The following is a 22,598-nucleotide window of genomic DNA, read 5'->3' on the forward strand; positions in this document are numbered from 1 at the left end:
CAAAAAATCTCCAATAAATTTTATTTGAAAATATTAAGAATAAGTTTTACGGTTGCTATGATTATTCTTATTTTAGGTTTTTCTGTTGTCTTATATTCGATATATTTAGCATAAAAATTAACCTATCGAATGAAAGTCAGCTATTTAAGCTGTAGAGTGTTTTGTAAACCAATGCCGTCTGAAAATCTTCATTTCAGACGGCATTTTTTATTATTTAAGTAATACCATTTCAGTATGGCTGGATTGTTTTCAGACGGCCTGAGGATTTAGTCGGCCGTTCCGCGTATTTCGTTGATCGGGATGCGCGGTGTATAAAGTATGTCGTAAGTCGGCTTGTCCAAAAGATCTTGCAGTGAGTATTGATCTAAATGATTAAAGAAGGCTTTGATGGCGCCGGTGATGATACCGGTCAGTCGGCAGGAAGGGGTGATGAGGCATTCGTTGTTGTCGCCCATGCATTCGACGACCTGCGTCGGCTCAAGATGACGTACCACCGCACCGATATTGATGTTTTCAGGATTGTCTGCCAAGCGCAAACCGCCGCCTTTGCCGCGCACGCTGACCAGAAATCCGCCTTTGACTAATGAGGTAACCACTTTCATCAAATGGCTTTTGGAAATATTGTAAGTCTCGGCAATGGTGCCGATATTGACGAGGGTGTCATCGTTGATGGCGGTATAAACCAATACGCGCAATCCGTAATCGGTATGTTGGGTCAGATACATGGCTGGCTCTTTAGATATTTTTATTATATGTCAAAAGCGTAGTGCTTGGAGAGGGGCTGTTTGACTTTATGTGGGATTGGGTTTCATAATATCTGAAACATTTGAATTAATCCAGTTTGACAAACTGTTACCATTATAACGAACTTATGAAGCCCTTGAAACGCCATCCTGCCTTAATAGAACTTTCCCGCGAACATCATGGCTCGCTGTCGTTGTGCGTCCGTCTCCTGCGTACGCCCGATCAAAGCCATCAGGCGGAGCTGGAGCCTCATTTTGTTGAGCTTGAGCCACATTTTTTGGAAGAGGAAACCATGTTTGCGCCGTATTGGGATAAAATTGACCCTGCGTTGCGGCAGCGTTTTGAAGGCGATCATGCCAAATTGCGCGCGATGATGGCGCATCCTGAATATATGAATGAATCATGGAATAAGGAGTTTGCTGTTACTTTGCGCGATCATGCGCGCTTTGAGGAGCGCGAGCTTTTCCCTGCGATTGAACCTTTTTTGCCTTTGCCTGAGAATGTGTAACAGGGAAAGGAATCGATGGCCGTCTGAAAAGTTTCAGACGGCCTCTGTTGCTGTTTTATGATGATATAAAAATTGAAGGAACCACCATGACCGATTTGTTCAAACACCCTGTTTGGGCAATGGCCTTCCGCCCGTTTTATTCGTTGGCGGCTTTGTATGGCGCATTGTCTATACTGCTTTGGGGCTTCGGCTTTCAGGGTACGCCTGAGTTGCCAGGTTTTTATTGGCATGCCCATGAAATGATTTGGGGCTATGCCGGATTGGTTGTCATTGCATTTTTATTGACGGCCGTGGCGACTTGGACAGGCCAGCCGCCGACACGCGGTAAGGCGTTGGCCGGTTTGACCGCATTTTGGCTGTTGGCCCGCATTTGTATGTTTATTCCTGGTTGGGGGGTAACGGCAAGCGGCATATTCGGTACGATCTTTTTCTGGTATGGCGCGGTATGCATGGCTTTGCCGGTAATCCGTTCTCAAAACAAGCGCAACTATGTTGCCGTGTTCGCTATTTTTGTTTTGGGCGGCACCCATTTCGCCTTCCATCTGAAAGTGCAGCCGTTTGATGCCATTGCGCTGATGACCGGTTTGCAATCCGGTTTGATTATGGTAGCCGGCTTTATCGGTTTGATCGGTATGCGGATTATCTCGTTCTTTACGTCCAAGCGCCTGAACGTGCCGCAAATCCCCAGTCCTCAATGGGTGGCGCACGCTTCACTTTGGCTGCCTATGCTGACCGCCATGCTGATGGCGCATAACATTTTGCCGGGACTGGCCGCGTTGTTTGCTCTGGCTGCCGGTGTGATTTTTACCGTGCAGGTGTACCGCTGGTGGTATAAAGCCGTACTGAAAGAGCCTATGCTTTGGATTTTGTTTGCAGGCTATCTGTTTACCGGCTTGGGCTTGATTGCTGTCGGTATTTCTTATTGGGTTCCAAGTTTCCTGAATTTGGGCGTACACCTTATCGGCGTTGGCGGTATCGGCGTGCTGACTTTGGGCATGATGGCGCGAACCGCGCTTGGCCATACCGGCAACTCCATTTATCCGCCGCCTAAAGTAGTTCCTGTCGCCTTTTGGTTGATGATAGCCGCAACGGTTGTCCGTGTTTTGGCAACTTTTGTGAACGGTACGGCATATACGCACAGTATTCGTTGCTCCGCCGCTTTGTTTGCCGCCTCTTTGCTGTTGTACGCATGGAAATATATTCCTTGGCTGATCCGTCCGCGTTCGGATGGTCGTCCGGGTTAACGGTTTGGCGAAATGAAAAGGCCGTCTGAAAAGTTTCAGACGGCCTTTATTATTGATAATAAAAAAGCCTTTCAAAGTATGAAAGGCTTTTATTGAGACTGTGGCCTCGCCAACAGGAATCGAACCTGTATTTTACGCTTAGGAGGCATACGTTCTATCCGTTGAACTATGGCGAGGCGGTAAAGGAGGGGATTTTAAACCTTTCCGGCAAAAAAAGACAATAAGCCGGCAGCAATCAAAGGGCCGACCGGAATGCCGCCGACAAAGGCAACGCCGATGACTGTGCCGATTAATAATCCGGTTACCAAAACAGGCTGTTCGCTCATCAATGGAACGCCGCGTCCGGCAAGCCAGGCAACCAAAATGCCGATAAGGACGGCGGCAATCATTTTAAAATTGATAAACTCGGAAACCGGCGGAATCTGGATTTTACCGGAAACCAGCGGGCTCAATACGCCGATGGTCAGCAGGATGATGCCCAGATGCAAACCGTGTTTTTCCACCAAGGGAAGATATTGCGATAAGGCCGTCTGCTGCATGAGCAGCAATATCGCCGCCGAAATCGTAATCGAGTTGTTGTTGCTGACGACGCCCAAAAAAATCAGCGTAACCAGAAACAAAGGGACAAAGCTGGAATTCATCGGATTAAGATACTCGGGCCAAAGATTCTTTTGCCAGTTGGATCATGGCTTCTTTGACTTCGCTGTCAGGCAATACGTCCAATGAAGCGATGGCTTTGTCGACGGCTTTTTTCGCTTCGGAAATCGAATACGGCAAAGCGTCGGAGTTGACGACATAGTCGTGGATTTTTTCAAAATAGCTGCGGTCGGCATTTTCCAAAGCATGGCGCACATCGTTGGCGGCCTGCTCAGAGCCGTTTCGCATCAGGTAAATCAATGGCAGGGTAGGTTTGCCTTCTGCCAGATCGTCGCCGACATTTTTGCCGATTTCTTCGGTTTCGCCAGAATAGTCCAATACATCGTCAATGATTTGGAAAGCCGTACCGACGTACATGCCGTAGTCTTTCAAGGCTTGCTCGTGTTCGGGGGAAGCCTTGCCCAAAATTGCGCCGACTTGAGCGGCCGCTTCAAACAATTTTGCTGTTTTGTATTGGATGACTTGGACGTATTGCTCTTCGGTAATATCCGTATTGCCGATGTTCATCAGCTGCATAACTTCGCCTTCGGCGATGATGTTGGTCGCATCGGCCATCACTTCCAAAATACGCATGCTGCCTGAGCCAACCATCAGTTGGAAGGCGCGTGTATAGAGGAAGTCGCCGACCAAAACGGCCGCCGCGTTGCCGAAGAGATTGTTTGCGGTTTTACGGCCGCGGCGCAATTCGCTTTCATCGACGACATCGTCGTGCAGGAGGGTGGAGGTGTGGATGAATTCCACCATCGCCGCCAGCGAATACAGTTTTTCATCGTCATGCCCGACTGCTTTGCCTGCCAAAATGGTAATAATCGGACGCAGTCGCTTACCGCCCGCGCTGATGATGTATGTGCCGATTTGCGAAATCAGCGCGACATCGGATTGAACAGCTTGGTTGATGACCGCGTTCACTTTGGCAAGGTCATCGGGCAGGTGGCGTTGGAAGTAAGGCAGGTTTTCGAGCATAAAACATTCTCTGTTGATAAAACGGAGCGGAGGCTCCAATGAATCTGTTTAAACCCGTACATTCGGTCGGGGTAATAACGTTGCATAAAAATATCAGCAATCCAGCGCGTGATTATATCAGTTAAAAAGCATGCAACATATCTTTCAGACGGCCTTTTCAGTTGTAAATAAAATAAATTTTGACAAAACAGACAAATAGAAATAGAATAGCTCGTTTCGCACATGGTGTGCGGAATGTTAACCTAATTCTCATGGAGTTGAGTATGTACGCGGTCGTAAAAACCGGCGGTAAACAATACAAAGTTTCCGTTGGCGAAAAATTGAAAGTAGAACAGATACCAGCCGAACTCGACAGCCAAATCGAACTGACTGAAGTTTTGATGATTGCTGACGGCGAATCTGTAAAAGTAGGCGCACCTTTTATCGAAGGCGCAAAAGTAACAGCCAAAGTCGTTGCTCATGGTCGTGGCGAGAAAGTACGCATTTTCAAAATGCGTCGTCGCAAACACTACCAAAAACGCCAAGGCCATCGCCAAAATTTCACCCAAATCGAAATCGTGGCAATCGCCTAATTTCAAGTAAGTTCAGGAGTATTACAAATGGCAAGTAAAAAAGCAGGCGGTAGCACCCGCAACGGTCGCGATTCAGAAGCCAAACGCTTGGGCGTTAAAGCCTACGGCAACGAGTTGATTCCGGCAGGCTCCATCATCGTTCGTCAACGCGGTACTAAATTCCACGCAGGTGACAACGTAGGCATGGGCAAAGACCACACTTTGTTTGCTAAAGTCGACGGTTACGTTGAATTCAAAACCAAAGGCGCGCTGAACCGTAAAACTGTCAGCATCCGTCCTTACACTGGTTCTGAAGAATAATCGTTTTACGATTGAAAACCGCATTCCCTTTTCGGAATGCGGTTTTTGTTTATTTGACTGTTTGTCCGTTTGATAAAATCCGTATGTTTTGAAGCTTGATTTATATTAAGGTCAAAGTAAAAACGCGCTTACAATTGATAACATTTGTTTTATTCTATCAATGCTTTCTATATAATCTATCAAATGCCTTTGATTTACCCTCATGTAGCTAAACACAGTAAACTTAAGGCCGTCTGAAAAAATCCGTATCAGTTGAATACAAGGAATTCCTCCCATGAGCTTACACAGTGATATTCTCGTCGTCGGCGCAGGTCCTGCCGGATTAAGTTTTGCCGCAGAGTTGGCCGGAAGCGGGTTGAACATAACCCTGATTGAAAGAAGTCCTTTAGAAGTGTTGCAAAATCCGCCGTATGACGGCCGTGAAATCGCACTGACGCACTTGTCGCGCGAAATCATGCAGCGATTGGGTATGTGGGATTTGATTCCAAAAGACGAAATTTATCCTTTGCGCGATGCCAAAGTGTTGAACGGTCATTCCGATTACCAGCTCCACTTCCCGCAACCGACTGAGGCGCGCGGTGAGCCTGCCGATTGCTTGGGCTATTTGATTTCCAATCACAACATCCGTAAAGCCGCTTATGAAGTCGTGTCCAAATTGGACAACGTGAAAATTCTGGCCGGCACCAATGTTAAAGAAGTTAAAACTTCCGACAATGAGGCACAAGTCATTTTGGAAAGCGGCGAAGTATTAACCGGCCGTCTGTTGTTGGCCGCCGATAGCCGCTTCTCGCAAACGCGCCGTCAATTGGGCATTTCTTCCGATATGCACGATTACAGCCGCACCATGTTTGTGTGCCGCATGAAGCATACTCTGTCCAACCTGCATACTGCATATGAATGCTTCCACTACGGCCGCACCATTGCGTTGCTGCCTTTGGAAGAGCATTTGACCAATACGGTGATTACGGTGGACAGCGATAAAGCCGAGACGATTAAAAACATGTCGCCGGAAGAATTGGCAGCCAGCGTGAAAGAGCAACTCAAAGGCCGTCTGGGCGATATGGAATTGGTCAGCACCATTCACAATTATCCTTTGGTCGGCATGATTGCCCAACGTTTCTACGGCAAACGCAGCGCGTTGATCGGCGATGCCGCGGTCGGTATGCATCCGGTTACTGCGCACGGTTTCAACTTGGGTCTGGCAAGTGCCGATCTTTTGGCCAAATTGGTTCTTGAAGCCGAGCAACGTGGTCAGGATATTGGTGCGAAGAGCCTGCTGGAAAAATACAGCACCAAGCATATGCTCCACGCCCATCCGATTTACCACGGCACCAATATGCTGCTGAAACTCTTTACCAATGAAACTGCTCCGGCGAAACTGCTGCGCGGTTTGGTATTGCGTGCAAGCAATAACTTCCCGCCGCTGAAAAAACTGATTACCAAGCAATTGACCGGTTAATCATTTGAAAACATAAAAGGCCGTCTGAACGATTAAAGTTTCAGACGGCCTTGTTTTTTATCTATTGCTTATTCGGCTAAAACCGATTCGGGCATTTCTTGACGGACGTTTAAGGAAGTCAGTTTTTTGGTCAAGATGCTCAATACGATGCCGTAGGCAGGCAGGAAGAAGAGGGTGCAGATGGCGAGTTTGAACAGATAATCGACAAATGCGATGCCCTGCCAATTTGCCGCCATAAATTCATCGTTGCTCGCGTAAAAGGCAACGGCAAAAAACACCAGCGTGTCCAAAGCATTGCCGACAACGGTGGAAGCAGTAGGGGCAGCCCACCATGATTTCAGACGGCGTAATCTGTTGAACACGAAAATATCGAGGATTTGCCCAAGCGCATAGGCGGAAAAGCTGGCCAATGCGATGCGGCCGACGAAGGTGTTAAATTCGGCCAAAGATGCCCAGCCTGTCCAGTTGCCGTCATGAAAGAGGACGGAGAAGACGTAAGAGAGCAGCAGGGCGGGGAACATCACCCAAAAAATAATCCGTCTCGCCAACGGCGCGCCGAAAATGCGCACGGTCAGGTCGGTAGCGAGGAAGATAAAGGGGAAGGAAAATGCGCCCCAAGTGGTAAAGATACCGAAAATCTGAAAGGGGAACTGCACCAGATAGTTGCTGGCGGCAATAATAAAAATATGGAAAAGCACCAGCCAGAAGAGCGCTTTCTTCTGCTGTGCGGCGGTAAATTCGTACATGGAAATCTTTCGGAAGTATTTCAGACGGCATGAAGCCTTGCGAGACTGTGCAATAGAGAAAGTCTTGCAATGAAAAAGGCGTTAGGCCGTCTGAACGGAATTATTGTGCGTCGTGCTCAAACAGGCGTTTGCGTGCCAAAGCTTCAAACTCTGTGCCTGCTTTGCCGTAGTTGGCAAACGGATGAATGGCGATGCCGCCGCGCGGTGTGAATTCGCCGAATACTTCGATGTATTTTGGATCCATCAGGGCGATGAGGTCTTTCATGATGATGTTGACGCAGTCTTCATGGAAGTCGCCGTGGTTGCGGAAGCTGAAAAGATAGAGTTTCAGTGATTTGCTTTCCACCATTTTGATATGGGGGATGTAGCGGATGTAGATGGTGGCAAAGTCGGGCTGGCCGGTCATCGGGCAGAGGCTGGTGAACTCGGGGCAGACGAATTTGACGAAATAGTCGTTGTCGGGGTGTTTGTTGTCGAACGCTTCCAAAATTTCAGGTGCGTATTCGCTCGGGTATTGGGTTTTCTGGTTGCCCAAAAGGGAGATGCCTTGCAGCTCTTCGTTGTTGCGGGACATGAGGTTTCCTTAGTTTTTTAATGTGGGAGGTTTTCGAACCACGGGGTGCGGATTGTAATATAAATTGCATGGCTTGTGCGGATTTTATAGCGATGAATCAGCAGGATAGCTTTCAGACGGCCTGTTTTGTATTTTATGAAACCTGTTTTCCGCTTTACAATAGCAGCCAATCAACAGGCCGTCTGAAAGTTTTGTATGTCTTTAGCCCAACCCAAACGTATCCTGATCATCAAATTGCGCCATCATGGCGATGTGCTTTTGAGCACGCCGGTGGTCGATGCGCTGAAAACCCGTTTCCCCGATTGCGAAATCGATATGCTGGTGTATGCCGGTACGGAGCAGCTGATTGCCGATAATCCGCAGATTGCGCAGATTTTTACCATTGATCGAAATTGGAAGAAGCTGGGCGTATTCAAGCAGTTGGCGTGTGAGAAAAACCTTTTTTCAAAGCTGAAGGCACGCGATTACGACTGGGCTTTCAACCTGTCCGACCAATGGCGCGCGGCAATAATCGCCAAACTGTGCGCCCGTTGCAGCGTGGGTTTGGACTGCATCAAGCGCGACGGTTTCTGGTGGCGTTTCTGTCATGATTTTATCAACCATGAGCTGGATACCAGCTATCATATCGTTGAAAACCAGTTGAATATCCTTGCGCCGCTTATCCAGCCCGAAGACGTGGCCGACGCGAAGGTGCGCCTTTGGGTGGCGCAAGATGCAAGGGAAAGCATGCGGCAGAAATTGCGTGCTCAGGGTTGGAACGGTGAAGATTATGTGTTGATGCACCCGGGTGCGCGTTGGCATTTCAAATGTTGGGAAGACGGTAAAAATGCTGCCATCGTACAGCTTCTGCTCAACAGCGGGCAGAATGTCGTATTGACCGCTTCCCCCGACAATGTCGAGCAATACATGCTTCAGGAAATTATAGGCCGTCTGAATATTCCTGAAGGCGGAAAAGTTTGGGTGTTATCCGGATGCTTGAGCCTGCGTGAATTGGCGGCGGCCATCGAGGGCGCCAAACTGTTTATCGGTGTAGATTCCGCACCGATGCACATCGCCGCCGCTTTGGATAAACCGCAAATCGCTTTGTTTGGTGCGTCATGGGTGGACAAATGGCGTCCGTATTCCGAGCAGGCGGAAGTCATTTATGCCGGCGATTATGCCGAATTGCCTAACCCCGACAGCATCGATACCAACGATCCGACCCGTTTGTTGAAAGCGATTCCGTTGCAGGATGTGTGGGATAGAATTTCGGCCAAACTGGAAGCGTTGGAGGCTTAAAACCGCTTACCACGATCCGTTAAACGTTTTAGCTTTGCGCCAAAACGCCCATTTTGAACGGCGGCCGATTTCCAGCGTGCCGCCGTTTTCGCCGTCTGTGGCAATGCACACGGTTTTCAGACGGCCTGAATCAAGAGCGTCCCATAAAGGCGCAAACCAACGGGTTTCCCAGCTTTCCAAAATATCTTTGTACGCCCAAACATCGCCTGTCTGTAAGGTGGAAACCAAGTCGTCCAAAAAGATAAGGCCGTCTGAAACCGTGTTGCCTGTTTCTTGAACCATCTCAAACCAAGCCTTCAAATCATACGGCGCATCGAGTTTGGGCGTATCCGAAAAACGCGCCCATGCGCTGTCTGAAGCGACGATATCCGCAGACTGTGTACCGTCCGCATCATTCCACAGCCACAAACCGTTGATTTCCGGCAATCCTTGTTGTTCACGCGCTTGGTTAATCGGATGCGTGTGGAGAAACATTTGGATTTCCGTCTGCATGGACAACCAAGACACCGCATCTTTGCCGTGCGCCTGACCGTCCATTTCCGGCTGCCCGCACACATCCAAAACACATTCCGCCCCCCAATCTTCTATCCTCGGCATACTGAGCAGCCACATGCTTTCGCAAAGCGGCTCGAATTGCCAATCTTTATCTTGATAAAACGCCGACAAATCCGCACATAACCGTTGCGCCTCCTCTTTTTGGATGCCGATAAACTCACCGCTGATAATGTTGACATGGTGCATGCCCATCTGTTGCCAAACCGGAGAGGCAAAAGCGGCTGTGCGTTTTTGGCTTGTGTGGCGTAAACGTTGCACTTGGGCAATGAGGCTGCCGCTCCACAAATGGCGTCCGTAAAATTCAGACGGCCTGAGTGTTTCTTTGCGTAATGTGCCGTAACGCAAAAGACGGTTAAAAGCAGGTAAGGCAAGCTCAGGGACGGATTCGTCGGCAAAGCGGTTGAGCGAGGGAAGGGCGAGGGTCAGCTTCATAAGCGCAAATAGATAGAAAAACCGTTATTTTACGCGACAAATGATGCGTTTCGGAACCTTGCCATTACGCCCTGAAAAAGAGCCGTTCAGACGGCCGGTTTGGAAAAAACGGGCTGCCATGCTAAAATGCGTGGCGTAAATTTCAGAAAAACAGGGTGTAAATCAACACAATAGCCCTGATAATAACGTCAATCTCAAACACGACCTCATTCATTCCGAATGAAAACCTGATTTTCAGATCGGAAAAAAGACTCAAAGTCCTTTATCCCCAAAACTGTTTAAACCAGCAGGCGGTCGCAGCAGGCCGGATGTGCCGGCATTCTGCAAACCTAAAAAAACAGACCGCCCCATTAAGGATAACGCGTGATTAAAAACAAATATTCCACTCGATTCAAAGCAACCCTCTTAGCGTTTCTGCTGCCGGCTTCAGGCATCATGACCGCATACGCCATTACCGACCCTCAACCAGCACAAACCGATTTCAAAGTCGAGCGTATTTCCGAAGAGCTGCCTGCCGTTTATGTGGAAACCAATACCTATCAATCCAGCTATTGGGCGCAAGAAGCCGTCCAAGCCGGCGACTCTTTGGCAGACGTTTTGACGCGCATGGGTGTCAACCAAGAAGACATCAAGCAAATCATGGCGAAAAACAATGCCAACCTTGACATGAAAAACCTGCGGACCAACCAATCCGTCAACATCCGCATCGATTCTTCAGGCCAAGTGACCGACGTTCAATTCTTTACCGATGAAGAATTGGAACGCAACTTGGTGGCTTTGGAAAAAGTTAAGGGCAAATGGCGCATCTCCAATGCCGAAATCGACATGAAAACCATGCCGACCCTGCGCTCCGTGCAAATCCGCACTTCCGCCATCGGCGATATGCTCCGTGCCGAAATCCCTTCCGAAGTGTATATCCAGCTCAAAGAAATCTTTGCCGACTCGTTCAATATGAGCGATTTGAAAGAAGGCGATACCGTACGTCTTTTGTACAACAGCATGTATTTCCGCGGCCAACAAATGGCGGTCGGCGATATTTTGGCGGCTGAAGTGGTCAAAGACGGCAAAACTTATCAAGCCTATTATTACAGCCAAGGCAAAGGCGACGAAGAAAGCGGCAGCTACTACGACCAAAACGGTAAGTCCCTGCAACAAAAAGAAGGCTTTAATACCGAGCCTGTTGCATACACGCGTATTTCTTCTCCGTTCGGCTACCGTGTCCACCCGGTTCTGCATACCGTCCGTATGCACACCGGTATCGACTATGCCGCGCCGACCGGTACGCCGATTAAGGCCGCTGCCGATGGTGAAGTGATTTTCAAAGGTTGGAAAGGCGGTTACGGCAATACCGTGATGATTCGCCATGCCAACGGCGTGGAAACCCTGTACGGCCACATGAGCGCGTTCAGCCCTGCCGACGGCAGAGTCCGCGCCGGCGAAGTGATTGGTTTTGTCGGTACAACCGGCCGTTCGACCGGCCCGCACCTGCACTACGAAGCACGCGTCAACGGCCAGCCGGTCAACCCGACTACCGTCGCCCTGCCGACGCCGAAGCTGACCCCGACCAATATGGCCGCGTTCCGCAAACAGCAAAAAGATGCCAGCACGATGTTGTCTACCATCCGCTCTTTGCCGGTTTCCGTAGCGCAGCTGGATTAATAAGATAAAGGCCGTCTGAATAAGGTTTCTTTCAGACGGCCTTTTCCATTAAAATTGATACCTCAACGCCCACGTTTACTCAGAGAAAACTTATGTCTGCTTATCAGCCCATTATCCAATCCCTGCTTGATACCGACCTGTACAAATTCACCATGCTGCAAGTCGTGTTGCATCAATTCCCGCAAACCCACAGCCTCTACGAATTCCGCTGCCGCAACAAAGAGATGGTGTATCCGCTGGCCGATATTCAAGAAGACTTGGAACGCGAACTCGATGCCCTGTGTCAGCTGCGCTTTACCCATGACGAACTCGACTACCTGCGCAGCCTACGTTTTATCAAAAGCGACTTTGTCGATTATCTCGAACTTTTCCAACTCCAACGCCGCTTCGTCAAAGTCAGCCCCGACGATCAGGGCCGTCTGAATATCCGCATCGAAGGCCCGATGATACAGGCGATGTTCTTCGAGATTTTCATTCTTGCCATCGTCAACGAACTCTATTTCCGCCGCTTGGAAACGCCAGCCGTCATCGAAGAGGGTGAGCGCCGTCTGCAGGCCAAAGCGCAACAGCTGAAGGAAATTGCGGCTACACAAAATCCGAATGATCCGCCATTCCTGATTTCCGATTTCGGCACACGCCGCCGCTACACCCTCGCATGGCAGGAACACGTTATCCGCACCTTATTAGAAGCCGCTCCCGATATCGTGCGCGGTACCAGCAATGTTTATCTGGCCAAAAAACTCGGCATCACACCCATCGGTACCATGGCGCACGAGTTCCTCCAAGCCTTCCAAGCCTTGGACGTACGTTTGCGCAATTTCCAAAAAGCCGCGCTGGAAAGCTGGGTACACGAATACCGAGGCGACCTCGGCATCGCCCTGACAGACGTGGTCGGCATGGATGCCTTCTTGCGCGATTTCGACCTGTATTTCGCCAAACTCTTCGACGGTCTGCGCCACGACAGCGGCGATCCTTATGTTTGGGGCGACAAAGCCTACGAGCATTACAAAAAACTCAAAATCGACAGCCGCACCAAAATGCTGACCTTTTCAGACGGCCTTGATATTGAGCGTTCATGGGCGTTGCACCAATACTTCAAAGACCGTTTCAAAACCAGTTTTGGTATCGGTACCAACCTGACCAACGATTTGGGACACACGCCTTTGAACATTGTCTTGAAGCTCGTCGAGTGCAATGGCCAATCCGTTGCCAAGCTCTCCGACTCTCCGGGCAAAACCATGACCACCAACAACACCTTCCTCGCTTATCTGCGCCAAGTGTTTGACGTACCGGAGCCGGAAGAGAAAGCCTAAAAACAAAGGCCGTCTGAAATGTTCAGACGGCCTTTTGAATTAATCCATATCGCTTTCGGGCAATTCTGCCGAACCCATGCGGCGCAGGATGATATTGGTTTTGTTGTGCATCCGTTTGCTCTTAGGGTGGTCTGCGTAAAACAGCGGAGCCGGAACGCGCGCCGTGAGTTTGGCGGCTTGTTGGCGGGTGAGGGCGGAGGCAGGTTTCTTGTAGAAATACTGGGACGCCGCTTCCGCGCCGAATACGCCGTAGTGCCATTCGATTGAGTTCAGATACAGCTCAAAAATGCGGTCTTTGTCGGTAACCGCTTCCATCATCGCCGTAATCGCCGCTTCTTCGCCTTTGCGGATGTAGCTGCGGCTTTCGTTAAGAAACAGGTTTTTCGCCAGCTGCTGACTGATGGTCGAACCGCCGGCTTTGACTTCGCCGCTTTGCTTATTGCGTTTCATGGCGTATTTGATGCCGTTCCAGTCAAAGCCGCTGTGTTCGGCAAAGTTGGCGTCTTCGGAAGCAATCAGGGCTTTTTTGAGGTTGACGGAGATTTGGTCGTACGGCACCCAGCGGTAGTCCAGCTCGACATCGCGCCCTTCGCTTGCAAACTGGCTCATGCGCATGGACATGAAGGCGGTTTTGCTGGGCGCGACGGCGCGGTAGGTAATGATGTTGCCGTACACATAAGCGTTGAAGAAAATGAAGATGCCGATGGGCAGGGCAATCAGCCATTTGATGATGCGGAACATGGTTACAGGGCTTTCATGTATTCGATAACAGGACGGATATCGGGCGTAAATCCGCGCCAAATATGGTAAGAGGCGGCAGCCTGACCGACCAGCATGCCCAGGCCGTCTGAAACTTCGGCCGCGCCGCTGCTTCGGGCAAAGTTCAAAAACGCTTGCGCCGCTTCGCCGTAAACCATATCGTAGGCAAGGCGGCAGTTGCGGAAAATTTCAGGATTGACGGCTGGAAGCTGACCGCTCAAGCCGCCGGACGTGCCGTTGATGATGATATCAAAGCCGCCGTTCAAATCCGCCATCGGGACGGCTTCAATGCCGAAAAGCTGAGCCAATTCCTCGGCCTTGGCGTGGGTACGGTTGGCAATGACGATACGGGCAGGGCGGTGTTCTTTCAAAACAGGAATCACGCCGCGCACAGCGCCGCCCGCGCCCAAAAGCAAAATGGTTTTGCCTTCGATGGCAATGTTTTTAACCTGCGTGATATCGTTGGCCAAACCGATACCGTCGGTGTTGTCGCCGTGTATCCTGCCGTCTTCCAACCACACCAGCGTATTGACCGCGCCGGCAGCCAAAGCGCGGTCGGAATGCTCATCCGCCAGCGCAAAAGCTTCCTGCTTGAACGGGACAGTTACATTCGCACCTTGCCCGCCCTCGGCACGAAACGCCGCAACAGCTTCGGCAAAACCGCCGATTTCAGCACAAATGCGCCCATATTCGATGGCCGCGCCTTCCTGCAGCGCAAACTGCTGATGGATTTGCGGTGATTTACTGTGTGCAACGGGATTGCCGAAAACGGCGTAACGCGGGGTATTGTTCATAAAACAGGTTCTGCGGAAACAAAAGAAAAGAGTGCTTATTATAGCGGTCTTTATGTTAAGAAAGCGTAATGTAAAATTGTTGACAATCAAACAGTCTGAAACTATATTTCAGTGCGTAAAAACGGGCGCCCTGATGTATTTCAGACGGCCTTACCGTGATAGAATAACAAATTATACCCAATCCCTCAGGAGCTGAAGATGTCCATCAAAGACGCTGTAAAACTGATTGAAGAAAGCGAAGCCCGCTTCGTAGATTTGCGCTTTACCGATACCAAAGGCAAGCAGCACCACTTTACCGTACCTGCCCGCATCGTCCTCGACGATCCCGAAGAATGGTTTGAAAACGGTCAGGCGTTTGACGGTTCGTCCATCGGCGGCTGGAAAGGCATTCAGGCTTCCGATATGCAGCTGCGTCCCGATGCATCTACAGCCTTCGTCGATCCTTTCTACGACGATACCACCGTTGTCTTTACCTGCGACGTCATCGACCCTGCCGACGGCCAAGGCTACGACCGCGACCCACGCTCCATCGCCCGCCGCGCTGAAGCTTACTTGAAATCTTCCGGTATCGGCGACACCGCCTATTTCGGCCCCGAGCCTGAATTCTTCGTTTTTGACGGCGTAGAATTTGAAACCGATATGCACAAAACCCGTTACGAAATCACTTCTGAAAGCGGCGCATGGTCAAGCGGCCTGCACATGGACGGTCAAAACACCGGCCACCGCCCGGCCGTCAAAGGCGGTTACGCCCCTGTTGCACCGATTGACTGCGGCCAAGACCTGCGTTCTGCCATGGTCAATATTTTGGAAGAACTCGGCATCGAAGTGGAAGTGCACCACAGTGAAGTCGGTACCGGCAGCCAAATGGAAATCGGCACGCGTTTTGCTACTCTGGTTAAACGTGCCGACCAAACCCAAGACATGAAATACGTCATCCAAAACGTTGCCCACAACTTCGGCAAAACCGCCACCTTCATGCCCAAACCCATCATGGGCGACAACGGCAGCGGTATGCACGTCCACCAATCCATTTGGAAAGACGGTCAAAACCTGTTCTCAGGCGACGGCTATGCCGGTTTGTCCGATACCGCACTTTATTACATCGGCGGCATCATCAAACACGCCAAAGCCCTGAACGCGATTACCAATCCGTCCACCAACTCCTACAAACGCCTCGTGCCGCATTTTGAAGCACCGACCAAACTGGCATATTCCGCCAAAAACCGTTCCGCTTCCATCCGCATTCCGTCTGTGAACAGCAGCAAAGCACGCCGTATCGAAGCGCGTTTCCCTGATCCGACCGCCAACCCATACTTGGCATTTGCCGCTTTGTTGATGGCCGGTTTGGACGGCATTCAAAACAAAATCCATCCGGGCGACCCTGCCGATAAAAACCTGTACGACCTGCCTCCGGAAGAAGATGCATTGGTGCCAACCGTTTGCGCCTCTTTGGAAGAAGCACTGGCCGCCCTCAAAGCCGACCACGAATTCCTGCTGCGCGGCGGCGTGTTCAGCAAAGACTGGATCGACAGCTACATCGCCTTCAAAGAAGAAGATGTCCGCCGCATCCGCATGGCGCCGCACCCGCTGGAATTTGAAATGTATTACAGCCTGTAAAACAGCTGAAACATTTTAAATAGGAAATTAAAGGCCGTCTGAAACTGAATTTGAAGTTTCAGACGGCCTTTAGGCTTAAAATAGATAGGGCGCTCAAATTGGGTATGATAGCGGGAAACAATGAATCATGCCGTTGGAAATCCTTTATGGAATCGGTTCTACGTGTTAAATTTCAGCATGACAGGCCTTTTATTAAAGATATTCGCCATTACTTTGTAGTAATCAGTCTTCAAGTTGAATCCGCAAGGTAAAGGCATTACTTGGCGAGAGCTGAAAGAGTCTTTCGGTTCGGACAAAAAACAGGAAGATTAAAGCCTCAGGCCGTCTGAAAGGGTATTTAAGGATATTTTTTGTTTTCAGACGGCGTGTTTGATAAGGAAAAACATGTTTGCAAATTTTGATTTAGGCGTATTTCTGCTGGCAGTATTGCCTGTGTTGTTGGCCATTACCGTGCGCGAAGTGGCACGCGGTTATACGGCGCGTTATTGGGGCGACCATACCGGCGAGCAGCTTGGACGTTTGACGCTCAATCCGCTGCCGCACATCGATCCTGTCGGTACGATTGTCGTGCCGCTGGTGTGTCTGATGATAGGCAGTTTTCTGTTCGGCTGGGCGCGTCCCATGCCCATCGATTCGCGCAATTTCCGCGATCCGCGCCGCGCGTGGCGTTGGGTGTCGATTTCAGGCCCGATTGCTAATCTGATTTTGGCGTTCTTTTGGGGTTTTGTGGTCGTACTTGCCGCGTATGTGCCTGAGTCTTATCAAGCACCGTTGGCACAGATGGCCGGTTACGGCGTGATGGTGAACTCGATTTGGGTCGCATTCAGCCTTATTCCGATTTTGCCTTGGGACGGCGGTATTTTTATCGATACCTTCCTCAATGCAAAGCAGTCCATGCAGTTCCGTAAAATCGAGCCATACGGCACATGGATTATCCTGATCCTGTTGTTTACAGGCCTGCTGGCCAAACTGATTTGGCCGATTATCGACATGATTCAGACCGCAGTGCAGATGGTTGTCATGTTGTTTATTTAAATGTTCTGGCTGAAAAGGCCGTCTGAAACCCAGTTTCAGACGGCCTTTTTCATTGTGCAACATGTAAATACGATTGGAAAAGTTGCTTAAAAATTGTACAATTTCAGCCCCTTCAATTCGGCGCACACATCATGCACATCGGCGGCTATTTCATTGACAACCCCATCGCACTCGCCCCCATGGCAGGGATTACGGACAAACCGTTCCGCCGGATTTGCCGCGAGTTTGGCGCAGGGTGGGCAGTGTGCGAAATGCTGACCAGCGACCCGACCTTGCGCCATACCAAAAAAACCCTGCGCCGCAGCGATTTTGAAGGCGAGGGCGGCGTGGTGGCCGTCCAGATTGCCGGCAGCGATCCGCAGCAGATGGCGGAAGCCGCGCGGTATAACGTCGGCTTAGGTGCGCAGGTGATTGACATCAACATGGGCTGCCCGGCCAAAAAAGTCTGCAATGTTCAAGCCGGCAGCGCGTTGATGCAAAACGAGTCGCTGGTTGCCGAAATCTTGGCAGCCGTTGTCAACGCGGTGGACGTACCCGTTACCCTCAAAACCCGTTTGGGCTGGCACGATGAACATCAAAACTTGCCGACCATCGCCAAAATCGCCGAAGAATCAGGCATCGCAGCCCTTGCCATCCACGGCCGCACACGCACGCAGATGTACAAAGGCGAAGCGCGTTACGAATTGATTGCCGAAACCAAAGGCTGTCTGAACATCCCCGTTTGGGTCAACGGCGACATCACTTCGCCGCAAAAAGCCGCCGCCGTCCTCAAACAAACCGCCGCCGACGGTATCATGATAGGGCGCGGCGCACAAGGCAGGCCGTGGCTCTTCCGTGATTTAAAACATTACGCCGAACATGGCGTTTTGCCGCCGGCCTTGAGCTTGGCAGAATGCAACGCCACCATTTTGAACCACATCCGCGCCATGCACGCGTTTTATGGCGAAGTCGCCGGCGTGCGCATCGCCCGCAAACACATAGGCTGGTACATCGACGCCATGCCCGACGGCGAGCAAACACGCCGGGATATCAACCGCTTGGAGAGCGCCGCGGCACAATACGATACCCTTGCCGCCTATCTTGAGACGCTTTCAGAGAAAACCGACCGCTGGGTATGCCACTATCGGGAAGGCTAAAGGGTTTCAGACGGCCTCATCATTTAAAAATAAATCCATTTAAAAACAAATCTAAAGAAAGACAATCACGATGAATCAAACGACGACTGACATTGCGCAATGTATTGAACAAAACTTACGACAATATTTCAAAGACTTGGATGGTACGGAACCTTGCGGCGTGTATGATATGGTGTTGCATCAAGTGGAAAAGCCGATGCTTGCCTGCGTGATGGAGCAATGTGGCGGCAACCAGTCTAAAGCGGCGGTCATTTTGGGCTTGAACCGCAATACCCTGCGTAAAAAATTACAACAGCACGGTATGCTGTAATACGGCAGGGCAACCCGTCCTGACGGTCGGAGGAGAAATAAGAATGCAAAATCCGAATAAATTAAATATCCATTTCATCCTGCACGAGGCATTTGAAGTGCCGGGCGCATATTTGAAATGGGCGCAATGGCACGGGCATAACATCAGTGCGACCAAAGTGTACGAAAGGGAAGCCCTGCCTGACAATGTGGACGATATAGATTTTTTGATTGTGATGGGCGGGCCGCAATCGCCTGATGAAGACAGGCAGGCATTCCCGTATTACGACCCCCAATCCGAGCTGCGCCTGATGCGTCAGGCGATTGCGGCGGATAAATATATTGTCGGCGTGTGTTTGGGTGCGCAGCTTTTATCCGTTGCCTACGGCGCGCGCCACACGCGCAGCCCTGAGCGTGAAATCGGCATTTATCCGATTGAGCTGACGGCGGAAGGTTTGGCGGATGCCCATGTTTCCCTGTTGGGCAAAACCCTGGATACCGGCCATTGGCACGGTGATATGCCCGGTTTGACGGATAAGGCGGTTGTGTTGGCAACCAGCAAAGGCTGTCCGCGCCAGATTATCCGTTTTGCGCCCAAACATTATGCCTTCCAGGCCCATTTGGAGTTTGACCGTGAAGCCGTCGGGCTGCTGATTGCGGCGGACGGGCGCGAAAATGTAGCCGAACAAAGCCAAGTCCAAACTTATGTCCAGCATCCGGATAAAATCGCAGCGGCGGATTTCAGTGAAATGAATGCCAAACTCTTCGACTTTTTGGATTCGCTGACGCAGACAAAATAAAAAAGGCCAACCCTTCAGGCCGTCTGAATAATAAATATAGAGAAGAAACGATTAACCCTTTTTAAAAGGTCGGACCATGTTCTATCAAATACTTGCCCTGCTGATTTGGGGCAGCTCTTTTATCGCTGCCAAGTATTCTTACGAGATGATCGACCCGGCGCTGATGGTCGAGGCGCGGTTGTTGATTGCCGCATTGATGGTGCTGCCGTCGTGCCGCCGTCATTTGGGTAGGATTCCGCGGAGCGAGTGGAAGCCCTTGTTGTGGATTTCCTTTGTCAACTACGTTGTCGTTTTGATGCTCCAGTTTATCGGTTTGAAATACACATCTGCCGCCAGCGCGATTACCATGGTCGGGCTGGAGCCTTTGCTGGTCGTCTTTGTCGGCCATTTCTTCTTCAACGACAAAGCCAAACTGTACCACTGGATTTGCTGCGCGGCGGCGTTTGCCGGCGTGGGCATGATGGTATTGGGCGGCGCGGAAGAGGGCGGTACGATTGACTGGTTCGGCTGTTTGCTGATTTTGCTCGCAGGATTCGGTTTCGCCGGCGTGATACGTCCGAGCCAAAAAATGATTGCCCGTATCGGTGCGCCCGCATTTACCGCGGCTTCCATGGCGGCGGCGGCGCTGTTGTGCCTGCCGTTTTCGCTGGTGTTGGCAGACAGCTATCAAATCAATTGGTCGTGGGGCGGTACGCTGTCGGTGTTGTATATGGGGATCGGCTGCAGCTGGCTGGCCTATCTGTTGTGGAACAAAGGCATGAATAAAGTCCCTGCCAACGTCTCCGGCCTGCTGATTTCGCTCGAGCCTGTTATCGGCGTTATCATGGCGGTGTTGATTTTGGGCGAACATTTAAGCAGCATGGCCGCGCTGGGCATTACCGTCGTCATTTCGTCCACTTTTGTCGCCGGTATGTTGGCGCGTATCGGCAGCAAACACAAAAAGGCCGTCTGAAAACAGTTTCAGACGGCCTGAAGTCGCCGTACTTTTTCAATCAAACATTTTGGGAAAATTTCTATGAAACGCATCATCTCCCTGCTTTTGCTTGCCTGCCCCGTTTTGGCGTCGGCTGCACCCGATAACGACAAAGCCGCCGTACAGGCCGTCATTGCCAAGCATTACAACCGACCGCTTGCCGCGCACAAATGCCAGCTTACCGAGCCGCCGAAAGACGGACAGGCACCATCTAACAACATCATGTATTGCATGAAACCCGTTGCCGACCATACCGTCACACGCAACAGCAAAGCCGCGCGCTATGTGCTGTACACAGGTTTTGCCTACGATATGGAACAAAAAATAAAACAGGACGCCCATGCTTCTCCCGGCCTGGCAGAATTGTTTGTTTTGGAAAAAACAGACGGCAAGTGGGCAATCAAACAGCACGGAAGAGATGAAATCGGCGCATGGGGGGATGTGCCGGAGAATAAGGCGTGGAAGTTTGTTCAGGTAGGCGCGCAAAACTGGGGCTATGTTGCCGAGTCAAGTTATACAGGCCAAGGCGACACGACGACTTCGCAAAACTTCCTGTTTACCGATGATAGCAACCGCATCCGTAAAAGCTTTATTCTCAGCGGTAACGATAACGGCGCATATTTTGGCGATTGCGATGAATTGAAAGGGCGTGAAAAACGAGACTGCAAAGACAGATATACCAGCATGGAAGCCAAAATTGCTTTTGACAAAAGCCGTCCTGCCGTATCCGGCGTATGGGCGTTGACTGCAAAACTCAGCGGCGTATCAGGAAAGAAAAATTATAAAAATCAGAAATATATTTTCCCTTATAACGGCAAAACCCACGTCGTCCCCAAAAACTATCCCTTAGGCGGACAATAGTTCTCCCGAAAAACGCTTTGATCAAACCATTACTACCTCAAGTCAAAACCCGTGAAAGACACTCATAAACTCTGGGCCGCCCTCATCATTACCGGCATCATCGGCGGCATGGTCGGCATTGTATTAACCGAAATCATGCATACGATTCAACATCTTGCCTATGGTTACGGTTCAGACGGCCTATACGTTTCATTCCGAGAGGGCGTAGCGCAGGCAAGTCCTGCGCGGCGTGTCGTGGTCGTGACCTGTTGCGGCGTGGTGGTCGGCTTGGGGTGGTGGTTGCTTAAACGCTACGGCAGACCTCAACCGGGTATCAAAGCCGTGGTTAAAAATCCGCTCGCCGGTTTTCCGTTTTTTGAAACCGTCAGCCATGCCCTGTTGCAAATCATTACTGTCGGGCTGGGCTCGCCGCTCGGCCGCGAAGTTGCGCCGCGCGAAATGACCGCCACTTTCGCCTCAGTCGGCGTCAACCGTTTCGGATTGAGCGAAGACGATGCAAGACTGGTCATCGCGTGTGCCTCGGGTGCAGGTTTGGCGGCCGTGTATAACGTGCCGCTCGCCTCCACACTTTTCATCCTCGAAGCCATGCTGGGCGTATGGACGCAGCAAGCCGTCGCCGCCGCATTGCTGACTTCCGTCATCGCCACCGCCGTCGCACGCATCGGTCTGGGCGACGTGCAGCAATATCATCCGGCCAACCTTTCCATCAACACCTCATTACTTTGGTTTTCCGCCATCATCGGCCCGATACTGGGCGCAGCCGCCGTCTTTTTCCAGCGCACCGCCCAAAAATTCCCCTTCATCAAGCGCGACAACATCAAAATCATTCCCTTGGCCGTCTGCATGTTTGCACTCATCGGCGCGATTGCTGTTTGGTTTCCCGAAATTTTGGGAAACGGCAAAGCAGGCAACCAATTGACCTTTGGCGGCATGACCGACTGGCAACACAGCCTTAAGCTGACCGCCGTCAAATGGCTGGTCGTCTTGATGGCGCTGGCGGCAGGCGCATACGGCGGCCTGATTACCCCGTCCATGATGCTCGGCAGCACCATCGCCTTTGCCGCCGCAGCCGCGTGGAATACTTTCTTTCCTGCCATGTCGTCCGAAAGCGCGGCCGTTGTCGGCGCCGCCGTTTTCCTCGGCGTTTCCCTCAAAATGCCCCTGACGGCCATCGTCTTTGTTTTAGAACTCACCTACGCCCCCGTTGCCTTGCTCATGCCCTTATGCGCAGGCATGGCAGGCGCAGTATGCGTGGCAAAGAAAATGGGATTTAAATAGGCAAAAACATCAGGCCATCTGAAACCGAGTTTCAGACGGCCTTTTACAATAAA

24 protein-coding genes, 1 tRNA gene and 1 riboswitch are annotated in these 22,598 nt (G+C 50.8%); of the genes, 16 read left to right on the top strand and 9 right to left on the bottom strand.

Annotated elements, in window-relative coordinates; translation table 11 throughout:
• Positions 1-266 precede the first annotated feature (266 nt).
• Positions 267-725, bottom strand: coding sequence for an RrF2 family transcriptional regulator (locus ACTHUG_RS02145; protein WP_440386066.1), 459 nt, complete (start codon positions 723-725; stop codon positions 267-269).
• 146 nt (positions 726-871) lie between these two features.
• On the opposite strand from ACTHUG_RS02145, the gene ACTHUG_RS02150 reads away from it, so the two are divergent.
• Entirely contained in the window at positions 872-1,252 is a 381-nt protein-coding gene (locus ACTHUG_RS02150) for a hemerythrin domain-containing protein (RefSeq protein WP_063076157.1), read from the top strand.
• 86 nt (positions 1,253-1,338) lie between these two features.
• The gene (locus tag ACTHUG_RS02155) at positions 1,339-2,496 is read left to right on the top strand and encodes an NnrS family protein (RefSeq protein ID WP_049321983.1); all 1,158 of its coding nucleotides are present in this window, start codon (positions 1,339-1,341) and stop codon (positions 2,494-2,496) included.
• Between the two features lie 101 nt (positions 2,497-2,597).
• Here the strand turns inward: ACTHUG_RS02155 and ACTHUG_RS02160 are convergent.
• The 3 genes from ACTHUG_RS02160 to ispB form a co-directional block, all read right to left on the bottom strand.
• A tRNA-Arg gene (locus tag ACTHUG_RS02160) sits at positions 2,598-2,672 on the bottom strand.
• 18 nt (positions 2,673-2,690) lie between these two features.
• Positions 2,691-3,137, bottom strand: a complete 447-nt coding sequence (locus ACTHUG_RS02165; protein WP_440386067.1) for a DUF441 domain-containing protein — start codon at positions 3,135-3,137, stop codon at positions 2,691-2,693.
• A gap of 4 nt (positions 3,138-3,141) precedes the next feature.
• Entirely contained in the window at positions 3,142-4,116 is a 975-nt protein-coding gene (gene ispB, locus ACTHUG_RS02170; protein WP_003748423.1) for an octaprenyl diphosphate synthase, read from the bottom strand.
• A gap of 263 nt (positions 4,117-4,379) precedes the next feature.
• Here ispB and rplU point away from each other — a divergent pair, with 263 nt between their 5' ends.
• The 3 genes from rplU to ubiM all read left to right on the top strand — a co-directional run bounded on the left by rplU (position 4,380) and on the right by ubiM (position 6,447).
• Positions 4,380-4,688: a 50S ribosomal protein L21 gene (rplU, locus tag ACTHUG_RS02175; RefSeq protein WP_002216394.1), complete on the top strand. Its 309-nt coding sequence runs from the start codon at positions 4,380-4,382 to the stop codon at positions 4,686-4,688.
• A gap of 27 nt (positions 4,689-4,715) precedes the next feature.
• The gene (gene rpmA / locus ACTHUG_RS02180; protein WP_002212328.1) at positions 4,716-4,988 is read left to right on the top strand and encodes a 50S ribosomal protein L27; all 273 of its coding nucleotides are present in this window, start codon (positions 4,716-4,718) and stop codon (positions 4,986-4,988) included.
• Between the two features lie 274 nt (positions 4,989-5,262).
• Complete coding sequence (ubiM, locus tag ACTHUG_RS02185) at positions 5,263-6,447, top strand: 5-demethoxyubiquinol-8 5-hydroxylase UbiM (protein ID WP_440386068.1); 1,185 nt, start codon at positions 5,263-5,265, stop codon at positions 6,445-6,447.
• A gap of 68 nt (positions 6,448-6,515) precedes the next feature.
• Here the strand turns inward: ubiM and ACTHUG_RS02190 are convergent, their stop codons facing one another.
• Entirely contained in the window at positions 6,516-7,193 is a 678-nt protein-coding gene (locus tag ACTHUG_RS02190) for a 7-cyano-7-deazaguanine/7-aminomethyl-7-deazaguanine transporter (RefSeq protein ID WP_070814256.1), read from the bottom strand.
• 100 nt (positions 7,194-7,293) lie between these two features.
• Complete coding sequence (gene queF, locus ACTHUG_RS02195) at positions 7,294-7,767, bottom strand: preQ(1) synthase (protein WP_003748427.1); 474 nt, start codon at positions 7,765-7,767, stop codon at positions 7,294-7,296.
• Positions 7,768-7,770: 3 nt separating this feature from the next.
• Positions 7,771-7,815: riboswitch (PreQ1 riboswitch) on the bottom strand.
• Between the two features lie 147 nt (positions 7,816-7,962).
• On the opposite strand from queF, the gene rfaQ reads away from it, so the two are divergent.
• Positions 7,963-9,045 carry a putative lipopolysaccharide heptosyltransferase III gene (gene rfaQ / locus ACTHUG_RS02200; RefSeq protein WP_440386069.1) on the top strand — a complete coding sequence of 361 codons (1,083 nt, stop codon included), beginning with the start codon at positions 7,963-7,965 and terminating at the stop codon, positions 9,043-9,045.
• A 6-nt stretch (positions 9,046-9,051) separates the two neighbouring features.
• On the opposite strand, the gene ACTHUG_RS02205 is transcribed toward rfaQ, so the two are convergent.
• Positions 9,052-10,032, bottom strand: a complete 981-nt coding sequence (locus tag ACTHUG_RS02205; RefSeq protein WP_440386070.1) for a hypothetical protein — start codon at positions 10,030-10,032, stop codon at positions 9,052-9,054.
• Between the two features lie 363 nt (positions 10,033-10,395).
• Between ACTHUG_RS02205 and ACTHUG_RS02210 the strand changes: the two genes are divergently transcribed.
• Both ACTHUG_RS02210 and pncB read left to right on the top strand, forming a co-directional pair.
• Entirely contained in the window at positions 10,396-11,691 is a 1,296-nt protein-coding gene (locus ACTHUG_RS02210; protein WP_003748435.1) for a M23 family metallopeptidase, read from the top strand.
• Positions 11,692-11,783: 92 nt separating this feature from the next.
• Positions 11,784-13,004, top strand: a complete 1,221-nt coding sequence (gene pncB / locus ACTHUG_RS02215) for a nicotinate phosphoribosyltransferase (protein WP_440386071.1) — start codon at positions 11,784-11,786, stop codon at positions 13,002-13,004.
• A 39-nt stretch (positions 13,005-13,043) separates the two neighbouring features.
• Here the strand turns inward: pncB and mtgA are convergent, their stop codons facing one another.
• Together mtgA and aroE are read right to left on the bottom strand one after the other, a co-directional pair.
• Positions 13,044-13,745, bottom strand: coding sequence for a monofunctional biosynthetic peptidoglycan transglycosylase (gene mtgA / locus ACTHUG_RS02220; protein ID WP_003748438.1), 702 nt, complete (start codon positions 13,743-13,745; stop codon positions 13,044-13,046).
• A gap of 2 nt (positions 13,746-13,747) precedes the next feature.
• Positions 13,748-14,557 carry a shikimate dehydrogenase gene (gene aroE / locus ACTHUG_RS02225; protein WP_440386072.1) on the bottom strand — a complete coding sequence of 270 codons (810 nt, stop codon included), beginning with the start codon at positions 14,555-14,557 and terminating at the stop codon, positions 13,748-13,750.
• A gap of 198 nt (positions 14,558-14,755) precedes the next feature.
• On the opposite strand from aroE, the gene glnA reads away from it, so the two are divergent.
• The 8 genes from glnA (at position 14,756) to ACTHUG_RS02265 (ending at position 22,545) form a co-directional block, all read left to right on the top strand.
• Positions 14,756-16,174 (top strand): type I glutamate--ammonia ligase, encoded by a 1,419-nt coding sequence (glnA, locus tag ACTHUG_RS02230; RefSeq protein ID WP_440386073.1) that lies wholly within the window; start codon positions 14,756-14,758, stop codon positions 16,172-16,174.
• 384 nt (positions 16,175-16,558) lie between these two features.
• A complete protein-coding gene (locus tag ACTHUG_RS02235; protein WP_003748444.1) occupies positions 16,559-17,209 on the top strand; it encodes a site-2 protease family protein in 651 nt (216 codons plus the stop codon).
• 131 nt (positions 17,210-17,340) lie between these two features.
• Entirely contained in the window at positions 17,341-18,345 is a 1,005-nt protein-coding gene (gene dusB, locus ACTHUG_RS02240; RefSeq protein WP_440386074.1) for a tRNA dihydrouridine synthase DusB, read from the top strand.
• A 70-nt stretch (positions 18,346-18,415) separates the two neighbouring features.
• The gene (locus tag ACTHUG_RS02245) at positions 18,416-18,655 is read left to right on the top strand and encodes a Fis family transcriptional regulator (protein WP_003684241.1); all 240 of its coding nucleotides are present in this window, start codon (positions 18,416-18,418) and stop codon (positions 18,653-18,655) included.
• A gap of 43 nt (positions 18,656-18,698) precedes the next feature.
• Positions 18,699-19,433 (top strand): glutamine amidotransferase-related protein, encoded by a 735-nt coding sequence (locus ACTHUG_RS02250; protein WP_440386075.1) that lies wholly within the window; start codon positions 18,699-18,701, stop codon positions 19,431-19,433.
• A gap of 76 nt (positions 19,434-19,509) precedes the next feature.
• Positions 19,510-20,385, top strand: a complete 876-nt coding sequence (locus tag ACTHUG_RS02255) for a DMT family transporter (RefSeq protein ID WP_440386076.1) — start codon at positions 19,510-19,512, stop codon at positions 20,383-20,385.
• 63 nt (positions 20,386-20,448) lie between these two features.
• Complete coding sequence (locus tag ACTHUG_RS02260; RefSeq protein ID WP_440386077.1) at positions 20,449-21,267, top strand: hypothetical protein; 819 nt, start codon at positions 20,449-20,451, stop codon at positions 21,265-21,267.
• A 108-nt stretch (positions 21,268-21,375) separates the two neighbouring features.
• Positions 21,376-22,545 carry a chloride channel protein gene (locus ACTHUG_RS02265; protein WP_440386156.1) on the top strand — a complete coding sequence of 390 codons (1,170 nt, stop codon included), beginning with the start codon at positions 21,376-21,378 and terminating at the stop codon, positions 22,543-22,545.
• Positions 22,546-22,598: the final 53 nt, after the last annotated feature.

This window comes from Neisseria sp. P0022.S009 (genome assembly GCF_051956675.1).
GTDB lineage: Bacteria > Pseudomonadota > Gammaproteobacteria > Burkholderiales > Neisseriaceae > Neisseria.

Bases quoted from the DNA above. Each gene is read 5' to 3' on its own strand.
- ACTHUG_RS02145 (WP_440386066.1), bottom strand. From the start codon at position 725: ATGTATCTGACCCAACATACCGATTACGGATTGCGCGTATTGGTTTAT.
- ACTHUG_RS02150 (WP_063076157.1), top strand. From the start codon at position 872: ATGAAGCCCTTGAAACGCCATCCTGCCTTAATAGAACTTTCCCGCGAA.
- ACTHUG_RS02155 (WP_049321983.1), top strand. From the start codon at position 1,339: ATGACCGATTTGTTCAAACACCCTGTTTGGGCAATGGCCTTCCGCCCG.
- ACTHUG_RS02165 (WP_440386067.1), bottom strand. From the start codon at position 3,137: ATGAATTCCAGCTTTGTCCCTTTGTTTCTGGTTACGCTGATTTTTTTG.
- ispB (WP_003748423.1), bottom strand. From the start codon at position 4,116: ATGCTCGAAAACCTGCCTTACTTCCAACGCCACCTGCCCGATGACCTT.
- rplU (WP_002216394.1), top strand. From the start codon at position 4,380: ATGTACGCGGTCGTAAAAACCGGCGGTAAACAATACAAAGTTTCCGTT.
- rpmA (WP_002212328.1), top strand. From the start codon at position 4,716: ATGGCAAGTAAAAAAGCAGGCGGTAGCACCCGCAACGGTCGCGATTCA.
- ubiM (WP_440386068.1), top strand. From the start codon at position 5,263: ATGAGCTTACACAGTGATATTCTCGTCGTCGGCGCAGGTCCTGCCGGA.
- ACTHUG_RS02190 (WP_070814256.1), bottom strand. From the start codon at position 7,193: ATGTACGAATTTACCGCCGCACAGCAGAAGAAAGCGCTCTTCTGGCTG.
- queF (WP_003748427.1), bottom strand. From the start codon at position 7,767: ATGTCCCGCAACAACGAAGAGCTGCAAGGCATCTCCCTTTTGGGCAAC.
- rfaQ (WP_440386069.1), top strand. From the start codon at position 7,963: ATGTCTTTAGCCCAACCCAAACGTATCCTGATCATCAAATTGCGCCAT.
- ACTHUG_RS02205 (WP_440386070.1), bottom strand. From the start codon at position 10,032: ATGAAGCTGACCCTCGCCCTTCCCTCGCTCAACCGCTTTGCCGACGAA.
- pncB (WP_440386071.1), top strand. From the start codon at position 11,784: ATGTCTGCTTATCAGCCCATTATCCAATCCCTGCTTGATACCGACCTG.
- mtgA (WP_003748438.1), bottom strand. From the start codon at position 13,745: ATGTTCCGCATCATCAAATGGCTGATTGCCCTGCCCATCGGCATCTTC.
- aroE (WP_440386072.1), bottom strand. From the start codon at position 14,557: ATGAACAATACCCCGCGTTACGCCGTTTTCGGCAATCCCGTTGCACAC.
- glnA (WP_440386073.1), top strand. From the start codon at position 14,756: ATGTCCATCAAAGACGCTGTAAAACTGATTGAAGAAAGCGAAGCCCGC.
- ACTHUG_RS02235 (WP_003748444.1), top strand. From the start codon at position 16,559: ATGTTTGCAAATTTTGATTTAGGCGTATTTCTGCTGGCAGTATTGCCT.
- dusB (WP_440386074.1), top strand. From the start codon at position 17,341: ATGCACATCGGCGGCTATTTCATTGACAACCCCATCGCACTCGCCCCC.
- ACTHUG_RS02245 (WP_003684241.1), top strand. From the start codon at position 18,416: ATGAATCAAACGACGACTGACATTGCGCAATGTATTGAACAAAACTTA.
- ACTHUG_RS02250 (WP_440386075.1), top strand. From the start codon at position 18,699: ATGCAAAATCCGAATAAATTAAATATCCATTTCATCCTGCACGAGGCA.
- ACTHUG_RS02255 (WP_440386076.1), top strand. From the start codon at position 19,510: ATGTTCTATCAAATACTTGCCCTGCTGATTTGGGGCAGCTCTTTTATC.
- ACTHUG_RS02260 (WP_440386077.1), top strand. From the start codon at position 20,449: ATGAAACGCATCATCTCCCTGCTTTTGCTTGCCTGCCCCGTTTTGGCG.
- ACTHUG_RS02265 (WP_440386156.1), top strand. From the start codon at position 21,376: ATGGTCGGCATTGTATTAACCGAAATCATGCATACGATTCAACATCTT.